A 16,776-nucleotide genomic window follows, 5' to 3' on the forward strand; every position below is an offset into this window, starting at 1 on the left:
GTTGGCTAACTGGCGCAGGAGAATGGGCCACACCTCCGCGGCACCGTTGCGGGGGACCTTCACAAGCGCCATCGCCGGTCACTTTGCGACCATTACCACGTCATAGACTCGGCGTTGATCGTCTACGCAGACGCCGCCAGCGGCAGGGAACTGGCCGACCAGATCGCAGCGCAGGCCGTGGCCGTCGGCGCTCGAAAGAATTGCCTTCGCGTATTTGTCTCCGATTGAAGAAGCGGAGCTAATCGCCGTGGCCGACTGGCCGCGACTATTGACGCCGTAGGCGGTGGCAAAGCCAAACGTGTCGTTTGATGCCACCCGCACAACTGGACCGGAGTAGACAACCCGTGCAGCGACCCGGTATAAATCTTCCCGGAATCTCTCGGCATCATCGAGACGTTATAGGCACATGCCGTCAGAGCGAACGATAGCCCGAATGCAAAAGCCCTTTTCATAGTGACCGCGCCCCGTCAATGTGGTGATCGGATATTACTGGATCGGCGCGAGCCGTTCCCGGCGACTGAGCGCAACGCGCGGGGAGCATGTTCTCGATGCGCGTCGGGCGAATCGGACTCCGGGGAAGGCTGCACGGCCAGGCCCAGGGGAGGGGGCAAAAAATCATCGCCGTTGAGCGCGCAATGACCCTCCCTTATGTTGCAGCGCGAAAACGGTGGAAGAACTGCGGTTGATAGCCCACCTATCACCCGCGCATCCTTGCCCATTCGCAGCCAAGCGCTTGACCTAGGCTCACTGAACAGACAAGCGAACCTCCATCGGTTCCGCCGCCTACACGGCCTACCGAGCCACGACAGGCTCACGACGTTCGCAGCACGCACCGGACCACGCGGACAGCACGAGTAAAATGTCGATTTTCTGCCCCACGCTTCCAAGGACCAACAATGCAGCAGGAAATCGAAGACCGCATCAAACGGCTGGGAACCTTCAAAGTCAGGTTGCGCGAGTGGGAGCGCATTAATGACCAAACGTTGCGGGAGGAGATAAACCAAGAAAAGGCTTGGGTGCACAGAGAGGTCGCGCAGCTTGGCTGCCTGAAAGTGTTCACAATCTCCCCGCCGCCAGCAGTCGGCGGAATGATTATGCGTAACGTGGATCTTTTCGATCACATGTTTGACCGTATCTATTCGGAGCCGGTTATCCCGATGGTTATCGACATGATCGACGACGCGATTGGCAGACTAAAGTCCGGGATGATTCCGACAGCGAATGCGGCGACAAAGCCACAAACGGAAGTCGGTATTGAGGCAACCGTCCAGCAGGGCTATGCCTTCATCGTGATGGCGATTGATCCGAACGACCCCGCCTTGGAAGACGTGCTCGATGCAATCAAAGAAGGCGCTATGCGCTGTGGCATTACAGCAGAGCGCATTGACGAAGTGCAGGCTAGCGAGCGGATTACGGACCGCATCCTAGAGTCCATTAGGCGCGCACAGTACGTCATTGTCGACGTGACCCACCCGAAACCGAATGTGTTCTACGAAGCAGGCTTTGCGCACGGGATTGGCAAGCTTCCGATTTACGTGGCTCGAACGGGCACCCCGCTTCAATTTGATCTCAAGGACTATCCGACGATTTTTTTCCGCAGCATGAAGGAGCTAAAGGACGGCCTCGAAAAGCGCCTCCGCGCCCTCGCCGAAGCTGCCATTAAGTAACGCAGCGCAGCAAAGCGCACACATTTGAGATCTGTTGCCGATTGCGCGCGCGAGGCTAGCCTGCCATTGAGTCGCCGTTTGGAGCAGCACCGACGCAACGTTGTCGTACGCTGCACCCGGCCTTGCTATTGCCGACATCCGGCGATGCTTGTGCCGCTCATGCTGCCTCGCACGAGCCATGACCCTTCATCGTCGGCACTCCACCTCCGCGACCGGTGCTGCGCAGAAAGAATCCACCATGTCCTCAGTCTGGTTGATGTGAGTTCGAATAGCCGGATATCGACTCAATTATGCGATCTCGATCAACGCCATTGAAAGGCATAATCCCATCGCTACTCTTTGCGGTTTCGGAATCCCACTCCTTTATCGCCTCCTCCTTGGTGGTATCGGCGCCAGGCTGATTATCTACAACCCAATAATACCTTTTATTACTATTTACTTCGTAGCTGAAATATTGAAGATGACCATTCAGAAACATTGGAAAGGCACCCCAATTCTTGTCGGTAAACAGAGTTTCAGCACCCAAATCATGAAATGGGTTAATATTGAATCTGTACCGCGTGCTCGCGTTAGACCATTCCGTATCCGGCGGGACTCGATAGTTGATGATCACATAGATATAACCATCTTTTTCATAAATAAGATTGCTATCGGTTATAGGTGAGTTTGCAACCTTAACTGTATCGACCTTATGACGAGATGCGATTTTAACCAAATTCACCTGTTGCACTGGATATTTATCCCCTGTCGGGTTCGAGCGGACGTCCCCGGGTATCACTTCTCCGGTGAGAACCCAGATGATATTGTTGCTGACGAGGACATACAGGATAGTTTTTCCATGTAGCGCCTCCTCAATACTTCCCTTTGGCAGCACGTGAGAACTTTCAGATGCAGCGATTGGTTGAGTACTATCTCTATTACTGGCAACGGGCGATGGTGGAACGGGTTGATCATGAATGATTGCCTCAATTGCAACCGCTGCGAGTAGCGCAAATAACACGATAGCACCGATTAACATAAGGGTTAGCCTATGTCTCCTTTCACGCAATTGCTCTTGCGCGAGTATGAATATTTGATCCCTAGTCATTCGCTCTGTAGAAATATTTAATCTCTCCAGTGCGGACGTCGCCAGTTTCGCCCGGTCTGCGGGCCTAGCTGACTGGATCAGGCTTTCTAGATTTCTTAAATGAGCCCGGTAAGCGTAAAGTGCGATGGCGATGGCAAATGCCACGAGCGCCACTCCGGACTTGATGTAAGGTGAAATGGATACTGCGGACAGTATTGGTTGCATAGATCACCTCCACGACTAGTTCGAAGTTGTTGTTCCGAGGTGCTTCGCCGATGCGAAAGATAATATCCGCGTTCGTTCGATCTTAGTCGCCAATTTCTGTTTGCGCGACTCGGTAGATACCAGCCATCACCGATACTCCGTAAAGATTGAAAGCAACAGAGGACGGTGCAAAAGCTGCCACTCTAACGCTCGACCCGCAATCCGCCGTGATCAATCCTTCCTGGCGACATATACGAAGATCGGGCAGCGCTGCACGCGAGCAACACAAACGAAGCAACTTCACGTCCGACCGATGAACAACGTTAGTTATCTCCTCAACCGCTAGGGGACCTGAAGCCCGTCCCCAGTCGGTCGCTTCGACATACATGTCGAAGGGGCTTATTCCGCATCAACAATAGGTGAGGGACCCGAATATTCGGATAACAATTCGCCCATGAGAGTAGTGAAGCCTCCGTACGAACCGGGCCGCGCGCTCATAATGTACTGGCGATTCTCCGGATTGAGCGTTAATTGCTCAGAATATTTTTCAAACTGCATCAGAATTTTTTCTTTCAAAATTCGACGCACGACGTCAAATGCGACGGGAGTCTCATCCGCCGAAAACACGACATCAATATTGGGCCCGTCGAAGACACCGTGATTTGTTTTTAACCGTACCGCAAACTTCCAAGCGGCACATACTGCTGCCAGCGACGTCGCTGATACAACGATCGCAAAGCGATCAGCTTCTCCAGGCTTCAAGATTTGCGCAACTTGACACTCAGCCACCGCCATGTATTCAATGGTCTCGCTAAGATCAACGTCGTAAGTTGCCGAATAGTTCGCTCGGCCTAGCGGAAATCTTCTAAAAAACTCCAGAACCTCAAATTCAACTGCATTGATTAGAATATCAACGCCACTGGGATTCGATACGCGAAAATCGACTACGCAAGCACGTTTATCTGCGGACAGATGTGTATAGATAGCGGAAATATGTAATACCCCCAACCCGCGCGCCGCATCTGAGACAACTAGCGAGATCATCCTTTGCTTCGTGGTCTCCTCGTGCTTTCGCTTCCACATCATCAGCAACTCCTCCGAGAAGCGGATAACGTCGCTGTCGATTAGCTTTGCACAACTCTGGCAAAGCCATATCGCGTTCCCGATACCGGACCGTTCTTCTGGCGACAGACTTTTGTTGTATCTCGGACCACCGGGAGCCGCCGCTGTGATATGAGCGGCCACGCCAAGGTTCACCGCCTTGCGCTCGTCTTCGTGCGGTCCGCTAGTCGCTCGGCCGCAGTCCGGGTTTGTGCAACACTGCGCGGCACGTTTAGCCAAGGTTTCTTTTGTCGCCCGCGAGAAATCATGTCTCGAGACAATCACTCACGCCTCCGATTGGAGAGTTCTGGAAAGTAGCAACAATATTACCCGGGGCTCTAGCGTGAGTGGGAGGTGGATTACAGAGGACGATGAGCCATTCAATCATCTTGGCGAACGTGCTTCGCGAGCGCGCACCCCGACCGTCCTCCGCCTTCTACTCGCTTCATCCGTAAAGCACGCCAGAGAATTTATGCGATCTGCATGATCTCGTTCACGTGACCGTTCGGCGCAGCAGCATCGCGAAAATCTGGTCTTATGCGCCATAGCCCTCTGGCTACCCGCCCTCACCTATCTTCCTGCTTCTTTCCCCGGCGCTTCGTGGCAGGCAATTGAATGCCTAGTTGCTCGGCCAATAACTCCCCGCCAGTCTTCCTACCTCCGAGCCCCTGATACTCCATCGCGGTTTGAACCGGGGAGATTTGCTCCGCCGCGAACTTCATCGCGTCGCCAAGGTTCTGAAACTTCTTGCCGGTGAATGGATCCTCGCCTGTCGCTAGCGCGGTCGGGACGCTAAACACTGGCGAGACGCCCATGATCGCGCCAAAGAGCGAGGAATACTTCGCATCGCCACTCGCGAAGCGGTAGATCGCATCGGGGATGGAGGAGAGGCCGAAGCGACGGACTCGCGCATTGGGCTCACCCGTCACGGTCTGTACCGCGCGATCGAGCGCCGGGTAGATCACGAAGCTGGAAACAGCGAGCATCGCCAGCCGGTCGAGGGCACGGGCTTTCTCCTGCGGGTTACCGCGCACGAGGCTCTTCGCAATATTCCCATAGGCAGCAAAGCGCCCATAGTCATATCGCGCGAACGTTGGCACTACCTGCATGACTTGCGCCACGGCGCGCGAGCCGAGGATGCGCGAAGGCAGCCGGTAGTTCGGCATGATGCTCTCGGTTTCTTTAATTGCCTCGGGAAGCGAGGCCCCTTTTGCCTGCCGCGCATAGTAAGCGTGCATCATCAAGGTATCGCTCCAAGACCAGAGGTGCGCGTTAGCCGACGCGTAGACGCGCCGAATCATCTCCACCGGATTCGCATAGCCCCATGCGCGAGCGACGCCGCTCATCTCCGGCGCAGTGCCAAGCTGCTTCGCGAGCTTATCCGCGAATCCGCGCGACATGTTCGCGGCGTGCTGGAGCCCCGCGCCCTCCTTAATCGCCGCGCGATAGTCACGGCCGAGCGTTGCGACCTGCTCATGCGCCTTGAGCATCATGCGGACCTCCTGCGGCAACCGCGCCACCGCGCCGATGTTGCCTACAAGCCCGCGCTCGATTAACCCAAAGTCCGAGATGTTAAACGCGTGAGGCAGAGGGTTCCAGAACATCGAACCGACCAGTGCGCGCGAGACATCATGCAGGACCTTGTAGCCGCCTTGGTGCGCGCTATAGGCGAAATCGTCCAGCACATCTGCTGCGCGCGGGTCGAACTTCATGCCGCGAAATTGAGGTATCTGCACTTCGCGCCAGCCGGGTAGAGCCTCCCGCGCGGTCGTTGCAATTTGCTTGAACTCCGGCGACAGCTTCACCTGTTCGAGGAATTGCGCGTGGTCGAGCGCGCGGCCCAATCGCACATTCGACATGACTGCCGCGAGCATCGGATCCTCATAGTACCGCTGCGGCGTGTGCTCCATGATCTTCGCCTTGGTCGAGGGCGTGAGGGCAAAGCGCTCGCCCATGTAGTTCACCTCGCGGTTTGCGAGGTCATCCGGCCCGAGCTTTCCCCCGCCGATCTTCTCGCCATTGCGCCAGACCGTGAACGTGCCGTTCGGATTCTGCATCATGTGGAGATTCATCTCTCCCGCGTCCGGGTCGCGAGACTCCATGCCAAAGATTTTCCGGCCCTGAAGCTCCGGGGCGAAAGTGCTAAGTCCGCGCGCCCTCCCCGTCGGCACAACGTTCCGCACGGTGCTCAACACTCCTTGCTGTTCAATCGGCACGCGCGAACCCACGTACCCCGGCTCGTCCGGTCCCACGTCGTAGCCGAGGGCCCGGAGTTCCTCCCGCATCTTCGCGTTCTTGCCGTTGATAAGCTGCACGTTGAGCTTCATCTTTTGCTCTTCCGGCGAGAGCTTGATGCTCGCATCTTCGAAACTTCGATCAATGCGTTGCGCCATCTCATTCCAGTTCTTCGGCATGTGCGCGCGCAAGTCATTCACCCACTGCCCCATGCGCGCTTCCGCGCTGCGCGTCGTGCGGAACAGACCATCGCTCAATTGCCCCAGGGCATCTCCCGCGTGCGTGCCTGCGGTCGAAGCAAGCGACGAGCCGAGCCCTGCCGCGCGATTGCTAATTGGCGTCACGCGCGCCGCGCCCGGTAGCCCCGGCATCGCGAGGCTCGCGGCGAATTCCGTCGCAGTTTCAACTCCGCGCTCAAGGCCCGTCGCTGGCTCCGGTGTGCGCTTGTCCACTTCCCCCTCAAGCATCTGCGCGACGGTTGGAGCTTGCGCCCTGCCGCTCGCACGGCTCGCAACAATGCTCGCGGGATCATTGTGCGGATCGAATGGGTTCACGCGCTCAATGCCTTCGACTGCACCTGCCGCCGCATGCCCTACCGCGCGCACGAAGAGCCCTACCTGCCGCACAACACCGCTACCCAGATCCGCGCTGTTTCGCGCAATGTCCCCGGGGCTCGGCGCATCCACCGCTTTCCCCAGCCCCTCCGCCCGCGCCGGAAGCGCAGCGCGACTGTGCGCGAGAGGACTCGTCGCCGGCTCTTCTTTCGCGTTGCTGGGTCCGAAGAGATTATCAACGGTTCCGCGCGCTGGAGCGAATAGCTCATCCACGTTGCCCTTGCGCGGTGTCTCGCGCGATAGCCCTCTCGAAGGCTTGCGTGAACCTGCAGCAGGCAAAGGTTTCGCGCCTTCGGGCAACGGCGCAGGTGCAGGCACTGGCACCGCCGCAGCCGGAGCATCTGGAAAAAGATCATCAATGTTAGGCACGATTTGAACTCCTAAACGTTAATCTTGAGGAACGGGTCGAATATTCGAGTGCTACGCGGCCCGCGCCGCCATGTGTGCGTCCCCGGTGTCCCCGGCACGCCCCCACTACCTAGGGACGCCCGAAACGCCCACCCGGCATGGGTTTGCGCCGATGTCCTCGCCGTCCTCTCCTTTTCTTAAAATTAGAAATATATATATAGTGTATGTGTACGCATATACACACGGCCGTGCTATTGCTAGGCGTATGGCCGTATGCGTGGGGGTTTTGCAAATAGGTGAGGACAGAGGACATCGGGGACACCGGACTATGGCGGAAACCAATCGACCGCAGTGGACGCAATTTTGTCCCCACACCGCCCCCGTCGCCGCACCATCACCCCCCATCGTGCGGCTCCGCGCGCACCCAATACCATTTCTTGTCCCCATTCAGCCTCTGTTGCTTGCGCGTGAACCCCAGTTCCCGCAGCGCATCCGTGTAGGCTTTCTCGTGCTTCTTCGTATTGACCGCGAAGTCGCCTGTCACTCCCGAGATCGCTTCCGAGAGCGTGAAAGGGCGATTGGGGGCTTCGCGCGCAATCCATTCTTCTAGGCTTTCAGCCAGTACGCTCACGCGGCGGAATTCCCGCTGACCTTCGAGTTGACCTGGGACCGCGTGAGCTACGCCGGTACGCGCAAACATCTCTCGCGCCTCAGCCCAAAGCTGATCGCGGTCGCGCGTAATTGCATCGAGGTCAATCTTCTCAACCGTGAAAGGCAGCCAGCGGCGCTCCCCAGTTGGGTCGCTCAGGAAGTCGTCTTCATTCGTCGTGCCGCAAATGATAAAGCGGCGCGGATGACTCACGACGTGGGATTCGTAGAGAGGCCGCGCGCGGTCGTATTGCTTCGTGAGATAAGCTTTCGTTGCATCGCGGTCGCGACCGAAGAGCCCGCTCAACTCCGCCATCTCGCAAATCAACTTCCCTTGTACCAACCGCGTCAGTTCCTCGTCCTTCGTGCTGAGGGAGATTTCCGCGAAATGCATTTCCTCCGGGACAAGTCGCTGCAGCGCGGTCGACTTCTTCAGTCCTTGCTTGCCTACGAGAATCGGCGCCATGTCGGCCTTCACTCCGGGCTTCATCACTCGCCCCGCCATCGCGGTCCACCAATAGAGTCCGATGCCGCGGTGATACGGAGAAGCCTCGGTACCAAGGTAGCGCGGAAGGAATTCTTCAACTCTCGGCGTGCCGTCCCACTCCAACGCAGAAAGCCATGCTTGCGCGGAGTCAAATTTGTTTATCATTGCCTCACGGAAGATTAAATCCCGAATCAGATCTTTCGCAATCCGCTGAAAGCCCGCGTTGCTAAGCCTCACGCGCACTTCGGCATAGTCGCTTTCTTCCAGCGCACGACATGTCGGGCTCCCGCGTTCCGTCACCAGCACGCCTTGCTGAAACATATCGAACACGAACGCCATGCCGCAGATATCCGGATTCGCGAGCACATGCGCGAGATTTGCCTCGCTGGCGAGAATCTTCTTATCGGCTGCGCGGTCGAGCGTATCAAGCGTGCTCCCTCTGGCACTTAGCACAGGTTCGGGAGGCTGCGCCAATACTCTCCCAATGTCTTCCCGCAAAGCCTCTGCGGTCAGATCCTTTTGTTTCCCACCCCCGTCCCGCCGCAGCAAACTGCGCTCGATTTCCGCAGCGATCTCTTCAGGCCCGAGTCCGGCCATCATCATCGTGCGGTAGGCTGCCGCGCGCGCCTCGCGTGGCGACGCATGCCCACAGCCGTCAAACCAACCCCACCGCAGCAACGCGGTCGTCGCGGGGTCGAGCTTCACACGGCCAACGGTACCGGGTTTTTCGAGCACCATCAGGAGTGCGAAAAGATCGTCTGGCATTTCGAGAACTTCCGCGCTCGGGTTCTTCCACCGATACTCCCCTGACATTGTGCGCGAGGGTTCAAGCAGCACCGTCGCCGCTCCCGCGATGATATCGAGCCCAGATTGCTTCCCCCAAGGGCCAAGGTTCGCATTGGCGTGCTTCCCTAGTTTTCCGCGCTGCGCGGGCTTTAGTTCAAAAAACTTATGCCAGCCACCGGACGGCGATCTCTGCGTGAGGGTCGCGCGGATGGCCGGGTAATTCTGCGCGAGCCACGCCAGTGTCCTCCGTCCCTGCTTCCCGCTCTGCACGTCGAAATCGAGCGCGACGAAGCACTCCCCCATCAGCCAGCTTGCATTGTCGTGCTGGTGTTCATCCCAGTGCGCGCCTGCTTGCTTCGGGTCTGTAAAAGGGTACCGCTCCCAGTTCTCTCCCTTCGGGTGCGCCGGATTGTAAGGTCGCTTTGTGCGTGGCCGCACGGGCACGAGTTCAACCCCGCACCGCACATACTTTTCCACCATTCCTCTCATCGCCGCCACAGCGGTCTCTTCATCTTTCGAAAGGTTTTCGGCTTGCATTTAGGACTCCATTTCAAGTCGTGCGAACATCTCCCGCGCGAGATGTGTTGCGCGCATTGGTCCGCCTTGTAAGTAGCAGATTATCGCGAGCTCCCCCGGTTCGCGCTTCACAACGCGCACCCACACAACGCCTGTGAAGCCGAGGATTGCAATGTAAGAGCCGGTCCCGTACGGTGCGTGATGCACTCGGCGGTCGATAATTATTTCTTCGCTCTTGATGCCGAGCCTATGCGCAGCGTCCTTAAACGTTGTGAGTTCAGCGAGACGCGGGCGGTGGTGCGTGCCGAAGTCAAAGTAGCTCATTTCACCCCCCGCGACTGGCGAACCTGCTCTGCTAGCCACGCCTCCACCTCGCTTTCAAGCCAACCAGAGGCTTTGGTGCCGAGTTTGATAGGAGTTGGAAATTCGCCAGCTGCGACCTTTTTATAAATGGTCGAGCGGCGCAGTGCGCATCGCGCGCACACTTCGGGCAAGCGTAGAATTTGAATAGCGGTAGACATTACGGAGGCTCCTTCGAAAGTGGCTTGCCGAGAGGCCAGCCTGTGGGACTGTGCTTGTCCGAGATACGAAGGATGAAACCGCGAATGTTTAGCAATACGAAATGGTGCGTGCGGGCCGTGCGTGGGCGGCGTTCATTGACGGTGGATCAATTATGGACTATGGCCGATCGGACGCAAGTAGATTCGTCGCCGGGTTGCGCGCCATGTGCGTGCGTTGTGTCCGCGCAACGCGATGGCCGCGCACACCGACGCCGCCCCGCCCCGGACGGGGGTGTTTCCGAAAACCGGATGCCCCGGCAACGCACGACGCGGGCCGCCATGCCGTTCGTTCGCCCCGCACCACGTCGCACCACGTCGCCCCGTAACCTACGCGTACGTGCGCGTTTTTACGCCCGCGCCACATTCAATCGCGGTTGATACACCCAGAATCTCCCCTAAAGTCCGCAAATTGCCGCGCGAACGGCTGATCTGTTTCGACCAGACCTTAGAGCCAAACCTCCAAGGGGAGAACGCGCCGGAGTTCCGCACAACGCCGCTCGAGTTCCTTTAGCAGTTTGTCGATCATCTTTTGGAGCGCCCTTAGCTCAGCCCGTCGATACGGATGGCGAGTGGCTCTGGAGATGCTGCCATCACCCGCCGGGAACAGTTGCAGGGAAAGCTCTAAGATATCAGCATCTGTGTGGGCTATTTCGCGGTTGCGGAAGTCTATGAGGACTTCGTGCAGCGCGCGCTCCTTCCGGGTGTACACGCGAAGCAATGAACCGGGGACTGTGCGGTCGGCGACTGTTGCGTTGCCGCGCGAATTTACGAAGGGCCTCGCGTACGCGATTGCGAGAGCCGTGGTTAGCGACAGGTGCAATACACCAGGCTCCTCGTACCTCGGAAACGGGAAGTTCGCGCGAAGCGTTTCTTCTATGATCGCGCTCGCCTCATGCAGATCCTGCCTGGCGAGGAAAAGCCTGCGGTAGAGACGTAGTTGAGGCTCCAGTTCCGCGCTTACTGTCGTTGTGTCCACGTTGTTTGGCCCGCGCTTCGTAGTCTGGAGTGGACTTTATCTCAGATTCTGAGTTTAGGAGTGTGCATGACGAAGCTTATCTTGGACGACAGTCGGGAGTTTATTTTCCCTCTTCTGTTAGTTGATGGCGACAGCAATGCCGTAACGCTGGAGTCTTATGTCTTTCTGGGCACTGGCTTCTTTGTCACCAAGCGCGGCGATGCAATTACCGCTCGACACGTGATTCCGAGGCCGGAGGATATTCCGCCGGGCAAGTGCCTTGTTGCTCTCGTTCGGCAGGATGGGAAGGACATCGCGTGTTTGATTACGCGGTCTATGTTGTTTCACTCCCATGATCTCGCGATCTTTCGCGTCAACCTGCCGGTGACACGCTTTCTCGCAGTCACTGATGAAGATGTATTGGGCGGCATGGACGTTCAACTGATCGGAATTCCGAGTCACGAGCGCAGAGGGGCCGGGAAGGAGATGAGACTCTTGAAAGGTCACGTGACGTTCGTGAGCGATGAACTTGAACTAAACATCGCGGTGCCAAAGGGAATGAGCGGCTGTCCTGTATTTGTTGGAACGCAAGTCGTTGGATGGGCGACTGGCTATGCAAGGAGCGAAGAGATTGTCGAGCAGCGAGAGGAAATTGTGCAGGTCACTGAGACGAAGGAGCGGATTGAGATAAGCACGACCAGCCGCATCATTTACTACGGAACGGCGATTGCGTTCGCGCGACTCCGGGGACAGGCGTGGGCGGAGTTCGAAGGCAAGACGCTTATGCAACTCATTCAATCCCAGAATGCTGGCGACTGAACTCTCGCATTTCTTCCAGTCGCCGCGCGCTTATGCCTTCGCCCCTTTCCGCGCGCGAAGCGGCACGACCTCGCCAGCCTTGCCCACGGTCCCGCAGTACCGCGCCCACTCGTCCATTAGCCTGCGGCGTTTCGCAAAGAGATCTCCGCGCCTATAGGCCGCTTCTACCTCGTTCGAGATCGTGTGCGCGAGAGCCATCTCACATACCTCGCGCGGGAACGCGGTGCGCTCTGCGGTCCAGTCGCGGAAGGTCGAACGGAAGCCGTGCGCGGTCACCTCTAGGTTCATCCGGCGCAGTACCGCTGTGAGCGTCATGTCGGAAAGTGGCGCGCCCTTTGTGCTCGGGAATACAAGGTCGAGGCTGCCGAATCGCGGCAAGGCCCGAAGCAGGGCTACGGCAGGCCCCGAGAGCGGAACGCGATGGTCGCGCTTGGCCTTCATGCGCGCAGCGGGAATGGCCCAGACTCCCCCGTCGAGGTCGATCTCGCTCCACGTCGCGCCGCGCACTTCGCCCGAACGGGCTGCGGTAAGGATGGCGAACTCCAACGCTCGTGCGCCCATGCCCTCGTGCGCGCGCAACTGCGTCATAAAGCCACCGATCTCGCGAAAGTCGAGCGCGGCATGATGCTCGACCGCCGCGATTTTCGATGGCTTGGCGAGAGTATTCTCAAGGTGCCCTTTCCAGCGAGCCGGGTTCGGTCCCGCGCGATAGCCGCGCACGGTGGCCCAATCGAGAATCTTTTCAATGCGTCCGCGCACGCGCGATGCCGTTTCGGTCTTCTCCTTCCACATCGGCTCCAACACGCGCAGCACATGCGAGAGCTCAATATCGCGCACAAGCAATTTGCCAATGACCGGATACGCGTAGGTTTCGAGGGTGCTCTGCCATTGCGCGCGGTGCTTGGCGTTGCCCCACTCGCCCTCTTTACCACTCATGTAGGTTTTCGCGGCTTGCTCGAATGTAATCGCGGAGGCTTGCGCGGCAGCAAGTGCGCTCTTCGCGGCCCGTGCCTCTTCAATCGGATCGACGCCAGCACGAATGCGCTCTCGCGCCGTCCGCGCAGCCTCTTTTGCGAGCGCGAGGGTAACGTCGGGATAGCCGCCGAGGCCCATGTCCCGACGCTTCCCGCCAATGACAACGCGCAGAATCCAGCTTCGCGCACCGCTCTCGGCAACGAGCAGCGCAAGCCCTGCAACGCCACCGACGAAGTGCAAGCCGGGCGACGCAAGGCGGGAGACCTCTATCGCGGCAAGTTCTTTGGCTTTCTTCGGCATTTCTCCGCCCTCCTACTTTGCCGACGAGGATTGATGGATAGTCTAGCTACCATCCCCCATCTTCCACCCCATCATCAGTATTTAGATTATAGAACAGTAGCGTGGACATTGCTGGATGCTGTAACCTAGACTTGGCGCGGCTTTGCGAGCGATGCGTGGACGCTGCTCGACGGCAATGGATGCCCGCTCGGCGGCCCCTCTCTCCGCCAGAACGAAACGCCAAAACCCCGTAAGCTCAATGGCTTACGGGGTTTTTGTTTTCCAAGCCGTCAAATAGCCCGCCCGAAAGGGATCAACGTGCGCGAGGCACGTCCAAACGCCCTCAATTACACCCGCTCACCGTGCAATACTTGTTGTACACGAGCCCTTTCCCATCCATCCCCGAGATCGTTCGCGTGCCGTTGCCGTAGTTCGTGATCGTCTCGGTCCACGTCGACCCATCGGCGGCCTGCCCCGTGATGAACGTCGTGTCGCCGATGGACGCACCGGTCTGTTCCCAGGCCTCGCCCGGCAGCTTCTGCTGATACCCGTTGACCGTAGACGTGTTGCCGAAGCGCTGCACCGTGTACGAATTGCCCGATTCGTCGACGCAGTTCTGGAAGGCGTCGTTGCCCCAGCATTTGGCAAAAGCGGCGGGCGCCGCAAAGGCGCCGAAAATGATCAGGCTGAGTGCAATGCGCTTCAATGACTTCCCCGAGAAAACGCCCTTTTTCTGGCTCGATTCACCGCGAGTCCCAGGCCGGCGGCGCGCGAAATTGTACCGTAGCCGCCAAGGCGATCTATCGGATCCGCTGCACGCGCTGCTTCGCACGCTCCCGCTAGTTATCGGACAAAAAACGGATGACTTGATGGGCGAAAAGAGAACAGCAGCGCTGCCAGTCGTTGAGCGCTCAACGCCAAAAGGAACGCCGAATCGACCAGATGAGGCAGGAGAAAAGGACGTCGGGCCGCAGCCCGACGCCGAATTCCCGCGTACTGCTTCGAGGACCGGCGCGGGAACGAGAGGACTTCAGTATCGCCTCGCCCGCCCGTTTTTTAAGTGCTCGACCGCACACCGGCAATCAGGTCCCCACCCTCACGGGTGGCGGATATAGTCCACCAGCGCGAGCGTATACGCGTCCGGCTTGCGATCGATGAGACTCACGCCGATCGCCACGAGAAAGCCTGCGGGCACACCGAACACGCCCGAACTGATGGGCTCGATGCCAAACCATCGCGGGCCCGCAAAGCCCGTGAGCTGCGTGAAGAACGGGTACGTCGAGACGATGTAATAGACGCACACGGTCAGACCCGCGATCATGCCGGCCACGGCGCCCAGGCGCGTCGTGCGCTTCCAGAACACGCCGAGCACGAGCACGGGAAAAAGACTCGACGCCGCGAGCGAAAACGCCGCCCCCACCAGAAACAGAATGTTCCCTGCGTTGAGCGACGCCACATACGAGGCGAACAGCGCCACGCCGAGCAGCAGGATCTTCGACATCGTCACGCGCCGCTGGCTCGACGCGCTCGGATCGACCATGTGGTAGTACACATCGTGTGAGAGCACGTTCGAGATCGTGAGCAGCAAGCCGTCCGCAGTCGAAAGCGCAGCCGCGAGCGCACCCGAGGCGATGAGCCCAGACATCACATACGGCAACCCCGCGATTTCCGGCGCAGCGAGTACGACCATGTCAGGCTGCATCTGGATATCGCTCCAGCGCACCACGCCATCGTTGTTCATATCCGCAATGCTGATGAGGTATGGCTCGATACGCCGCCACTGCATGACCCAATGCGGCAGGTCGTCGAAGCGCTGCCCCACCAGATGCGTGAGGATCTCGAACTTGATCAGCACCGCGAGCACCGGCACGGTCAGATAGAACAGCGCGACGAAAAAGAGCGTCCAGCCCACCGAGCGCCGCGCCGAGGCCACCGAGGTCGTCGTGTTGTAGCGCGTGAGGATGTGCGGCAGGCTCGCCGTGCCAAGCGAAAGGCACAAGAGCAGCGAAAGGAAGTTGCGTTGATGAATGCGCCGCTCGGCATCGTCGTCGGCGGGAAACGGTTCGTTCATCGGCACGGGCGGCGCAGCACGCTCAAGCAGGTCGTCGCGCTGACGCGTCCACACCATGCGTGCGGCGTCCACGTCGCGCGGAAAGGCGTTGAGTTCACGCTGGAGTGAATCGATATCGCGCAGCGGGCCGTTATGGCGGCGCAGGTCCGCGATCGATTCGACGAGGTGCGTCTTCTCCGCGACGTACGACTGCGGCAGCGTGTCGAGCCGAGTCTGCCATTGCGCCGCGCGCTGGCGGTAGGCGTCGCGCACAGTGGCTTCGGCACTCGCGCCGCGCACGTCGCGCTCGAGCGCTTCCACGCGCTGCATCACGTTGCCGTAGTCGACTTGCGGCAGCCAGCCGAGGCCGTCGCGATGCGCGATCAGCGAAACCGGAATGAGGATCGCCGCGATGAGAATGATGTATTGCGCGACCTGCGTCCACGTCACGGCACGCATACCGCCGAGAAACGAACACACGAGAATGCCCGCCAGCCCGCAGAAAATGCCGATGGCGAAATCCACGCCGATGAAGCGCGTGGCGATCAGCCCCACGCCCTGGATCTGCGCGACGAGATAGACGAACGAGCAGAGGATGGTCGCGAGCACGGCGAGCGCACGCACGAGGTTGCTCGAAAAGCGCGTGCCGAGGAAGTCGGGAATCGTATAGCGCGCGAGCTTGCGCACATACGGCGCGAGCAGGAAGGCGACGAGGCAGTAGCCGCCCGTCCAGCCCATCAGGTAAGCCAGGCCGTCGTAGCCGCTCGCGTAGAGCGAACCCGCAAGGCCGATGAACGACGCGGCGGAAAGCCAGTCGGCGGCCGTCGCCATGCCGTTGAAGAACGAGGGCACGCGCCGCCCCGCTACATAGTATTCGACGAGGTCCGAGGTGCGCGAAAGCAGCCCGATCACCGCGTACACCGCGATCGGCACGAACAGGAACACATAGCCGATCCACATGCCGGGGCCGGTGGAAAGCTCGATACGCCACATCACGTAGACGAAGGCGAGAAAGCCGAGCGTGTACAACGCGTAGGAGCGTATGAGCCGGTGAGCAAGCCTCATCGTTGCTGTGCCTTGCTGGCTTCGCGAATGGCGATGTCGGCTTCGAGCGCCGCTTGCAGCACACGGTCGGCGCGCTGCATCAGCACGATATAGATCGCGACGAGCAGCACGTAGAGCAGGATCGCACCCTGTGCGCCGAGGTAGAACGGCAGGCTGAAGCCCGCGAAGCGCAGGCCGGCGAGCTGGCGCGCAAAGAGCGGCGCAACGAACGAGACGAGGAAGCCGATCGTCATCAGCACGGCGATCAGCGCGAGATTGAAGCGCCAGTAGCGCCGATGCGCGCGCGCCATCGCCTCGCTCACCGGGGGCGGCTCGGGCAAGGGATTGAGATTGTTCTGCGGAGTAGTGTGTGGCGCGGCCATGCGCCTGTGTAGCAAAAACGCGTATGGCCGGCAATCCGG

The 16,776-nt window shown here is 59.1% G+C and carries 13 protein-coding genes; 2 read left to right on the top strand and 11 right to left on the bottom strand.

Going from position 1 to position 16,776, the window contains the following annotated elements; translation table 11 throughout:
* Window positions 1–78 precede the first annotated feature (78 nt).
* On the bottom strand, window positions 79–315 hold the full coding sequence (locus AB4Y44_RS25915; protein ID WP_368701250.1) for a hypothetical protein: 237 nt from the start codon (window positions 313–315) through the stop codon (window positions 79–81).
* A 581-nt stretch (window positions 316–896) separates the two neighbouring features.
* On the opposite strand from AB4Y44_RS25915, the gene AB4Y44_RS25920 reads away from it, so the two are divergent.
* Complete coding sequence (locus AB4Y44_RS25920; RefSeq protein ID WP_368701251.1) at window positions 897–1,667, top strand: hypothetical protein; 771 nt, start codon at window positions 897–899, stop codon at window positions 1,665–1,667.
* Window positions 1,668–1,911: 244 nt separating this feature from the next.
* On the opposite strand, the gene AB4Y44_RS25925 is transcribed toward AB4Y44_RS25920, so the two are convergent.
* From AB4Y44_RS25925 to AB4Y44_RS25950, 6 genes are all read right to left on the bottom strand, one after another.
* Entirely contained in the window at window positions 1,912–2,898 is a 987-nt protein-coding gene (locus AB4Y44_RS25925; protein ID WP_368701252.1) for a hypothetical protein, read from the bottom strand.
* A gap of 438 nt (window positions 2,899–3,336) precedes the next feature.
* Window positions 3,337–4,323, bottom strand: coding sequence for a hypothetical protein (locus AB4Y44_RS25930; RefSeq protein WP_368701253.1), 987 nt, complete (start codon window positions 4,321–4,323; stop codon window positions 3,337–3,339).
* 281 nt (window positions 4,324–4,604) lie between these two features.
* On the bottom strand, window positions 4,605–7,256 hold the full coding sequence (locus tag AB4Y44_RS25935; RefSeq protein WP_368701254.1) for a hypothetical protein: 2,652 nt from the start codon (window positions 7,254–7,256) through the stop codon (window positions 4,605–4,607).
* A 373-nt stretch (window positions 7,257–7,629) separates the two neighbouring features.
* Window positions 7,630–9,693 carry a VapE domain-containing protein gene (locus tag AB4Y44_RS25940; RefSeq protein ID WP_368701255.1) on the bottom strand — a complete coding sequence of 688 codons (2,064 nt, stop codon included), beginning with the start codon at window positions 9,691–9,693 and terminating at the stop codon, window positions 7,630–7,632.
* A gap of 299 nt (window positions 9,694–9,992) precedes the next feature.
* Entirely contained in the window at window positions 9,993–10,193 is a 201-nt protein-coding gene (locus AB4Y44_RS25945) for a helix-turn-helix transcriptional regulator (RefSeq protein ID WP_368701256.1), read from the bottom strand.
* A gap of 484 nt (window positions 10,194–10,677) precedes the next feature.
* Window positions 10,678–11,208 carry a hypothetical protein gene (locus AB4Y44_RS25950; protein ID WP_368701257.1) on the bottom strand — a complete coding sequence of 177 codons (531 nt, stop codon included), beginning with the start codon at window positions 11,206–11,208 and terminating at the stop codon, window positions 10,678–10,680.
* A gap of 66 nt (window positions 11,209–11,274) precedes the next feature.
* Here AB4Y44_RS25950 and AB4Y44_RS25955 point away from each other — a divergent pair, with 66 nt between their 5' ends.
* Window positions 11,275–12,006: a serine protease gene (locus tag AB4Y44_RS25955; protein ID WP_368701258.1), complete on the top strand. Its 732-nt coding sequence runs from the start codon at window positions 11,275–11,277 to the stop codon at window positions 12,004–12,006.
* A 30-nt stretch (window positions 12,007–12,036) separates the two neighbouring features.
* On the opposite strand, the gene AB4Y44_RS25960 is transcribed toward AB4Y44_RS25955, so the two are convergent.
* The 4 genes from AB4Y44_RS25960 to AB4Y44_RS25975 all read right to left on the bottom strand — a co-directional run bounded on the left by AB4Y44_RS25960 (window position 12,037) and on the right by AB4Y44_RS25975 (window position 16,737).
* Window positions 12,037–13,281: a tyrosine-type recombinase/integrase gene (locus AB4Y44_RS25960; RefSeq protein ID WP_368701259.1), complete on the bottom strand. Its 1,245-nt coding sequence runs from the start codon at window positions 13,279–13,281 to the stop codon at window positions 12,037–12,039.
* 322 nt (window positions 13,282–13,603) lie between these two features.
* Window positions 13,604–13,966, bottom strand: a complete 363-nt coding sequence (locus AB4Y44_RS25965) for a hypothetical protein (protein ID WP_321899235.1) — start codon at window positions 13,964–13,966, stop codon at window positions 13,604–13,606.
* 390 nt (window positions 13,967–14,356) lie between these two features.
* Entirely contained in the window at window positions 14,357–16,375 is a 2,019-nt protein-coding gene (locus AB4Y44_RS25970; RefSeq protein WP_342921919.1) for a VC_2705 family sodium/solute symporter, read from the bottom strand.
* On the bottom strand, window positions 16,372–16,737 hold the full coding sequence (locus AB4Y44_RS25975) for a DUF4212 domain-containing protein (RefSeq protein ID WP_342921918.1): 366 nt from the start codon (window positions 16,735–16,737) through the stop codon (window positions 16,372–16,374). The genes AB4Y44_RS25970 and AB4Y44_RS25975 overlap by 4 nt, the downstream gene beginning before the upstream one ends.
* Window positions 16,738–16,776 lie beyond the last annotated feature (39 nt).

The sequence above is a fragment of the Paraburkholderia sp. BR10937 genome (assembly GCF_040965695.1).
In the GTDB taxonomy this organism is placed as follows: domain Bacteria; phylum Pseudomonadota; class Gammaproteobacteria; order Burkholderiales; family Burkholderiaceae; genus Paraburkholderia.

What these genes read in the sequence shown, in the direction of transcription:
- AB4Y44_RS25940 (WP_368701255.1), bottom strand. Translation starts at nt 9,693, where the DNA reads ATGCAAGCCGAAAACCTTTCGAAAGATGAAGAGACCGCTGTGGCGGCG.
- AB4Y44_RS25960 (WP_368701259.1), bottom strand. Translation starts at nt 13,281, where the DNA reads ATGCCGAAGAAAGCCAAAGAACTTGCCGCGATAGAGGTCTCCCGCCTT.
- AB4Y44_RS25970 (WP_342921919.1), bottom strand. Translation starts at nt 16,375, where the DNA reads ATGAGGCTTGCTCACCGGCTCATACGCTCCTACGCGTTGTACACGCTC.
- AB4Y44_RS25975 (WP_342921918.1), bottom strand. Translation starts at nt 16,737, where the DNA reads ATGGCCGCGCCACACACTACTCCGCAGAACAATCTCAATCCCTTGCCC.
- AB4Y44_RS25955 (WP_368701258.1), top strand. Translation starts at nt 11,275, where the DNA reads ATGACGAAGCTTATCTTGGACGACAGTCGGGAGTTTATTTTCCCTCTT.
- AB4Y44_RS25945 (WP_368701256.1), bottom strand. Translation starts at nt 10,193, where the DNA reads ATGTCTACCGCTATTCAAATTCTACGCTTGCCCGAAGTGTGCGCGCGA.
- AB4Y44_RS25920 (WP_368701251.1), top strand. Translation starts at nt 897, where the DNA reads ATGCAGCAGGAAATCGAAGACCGCATCAAACGGCTGGGAACCTTCAAA.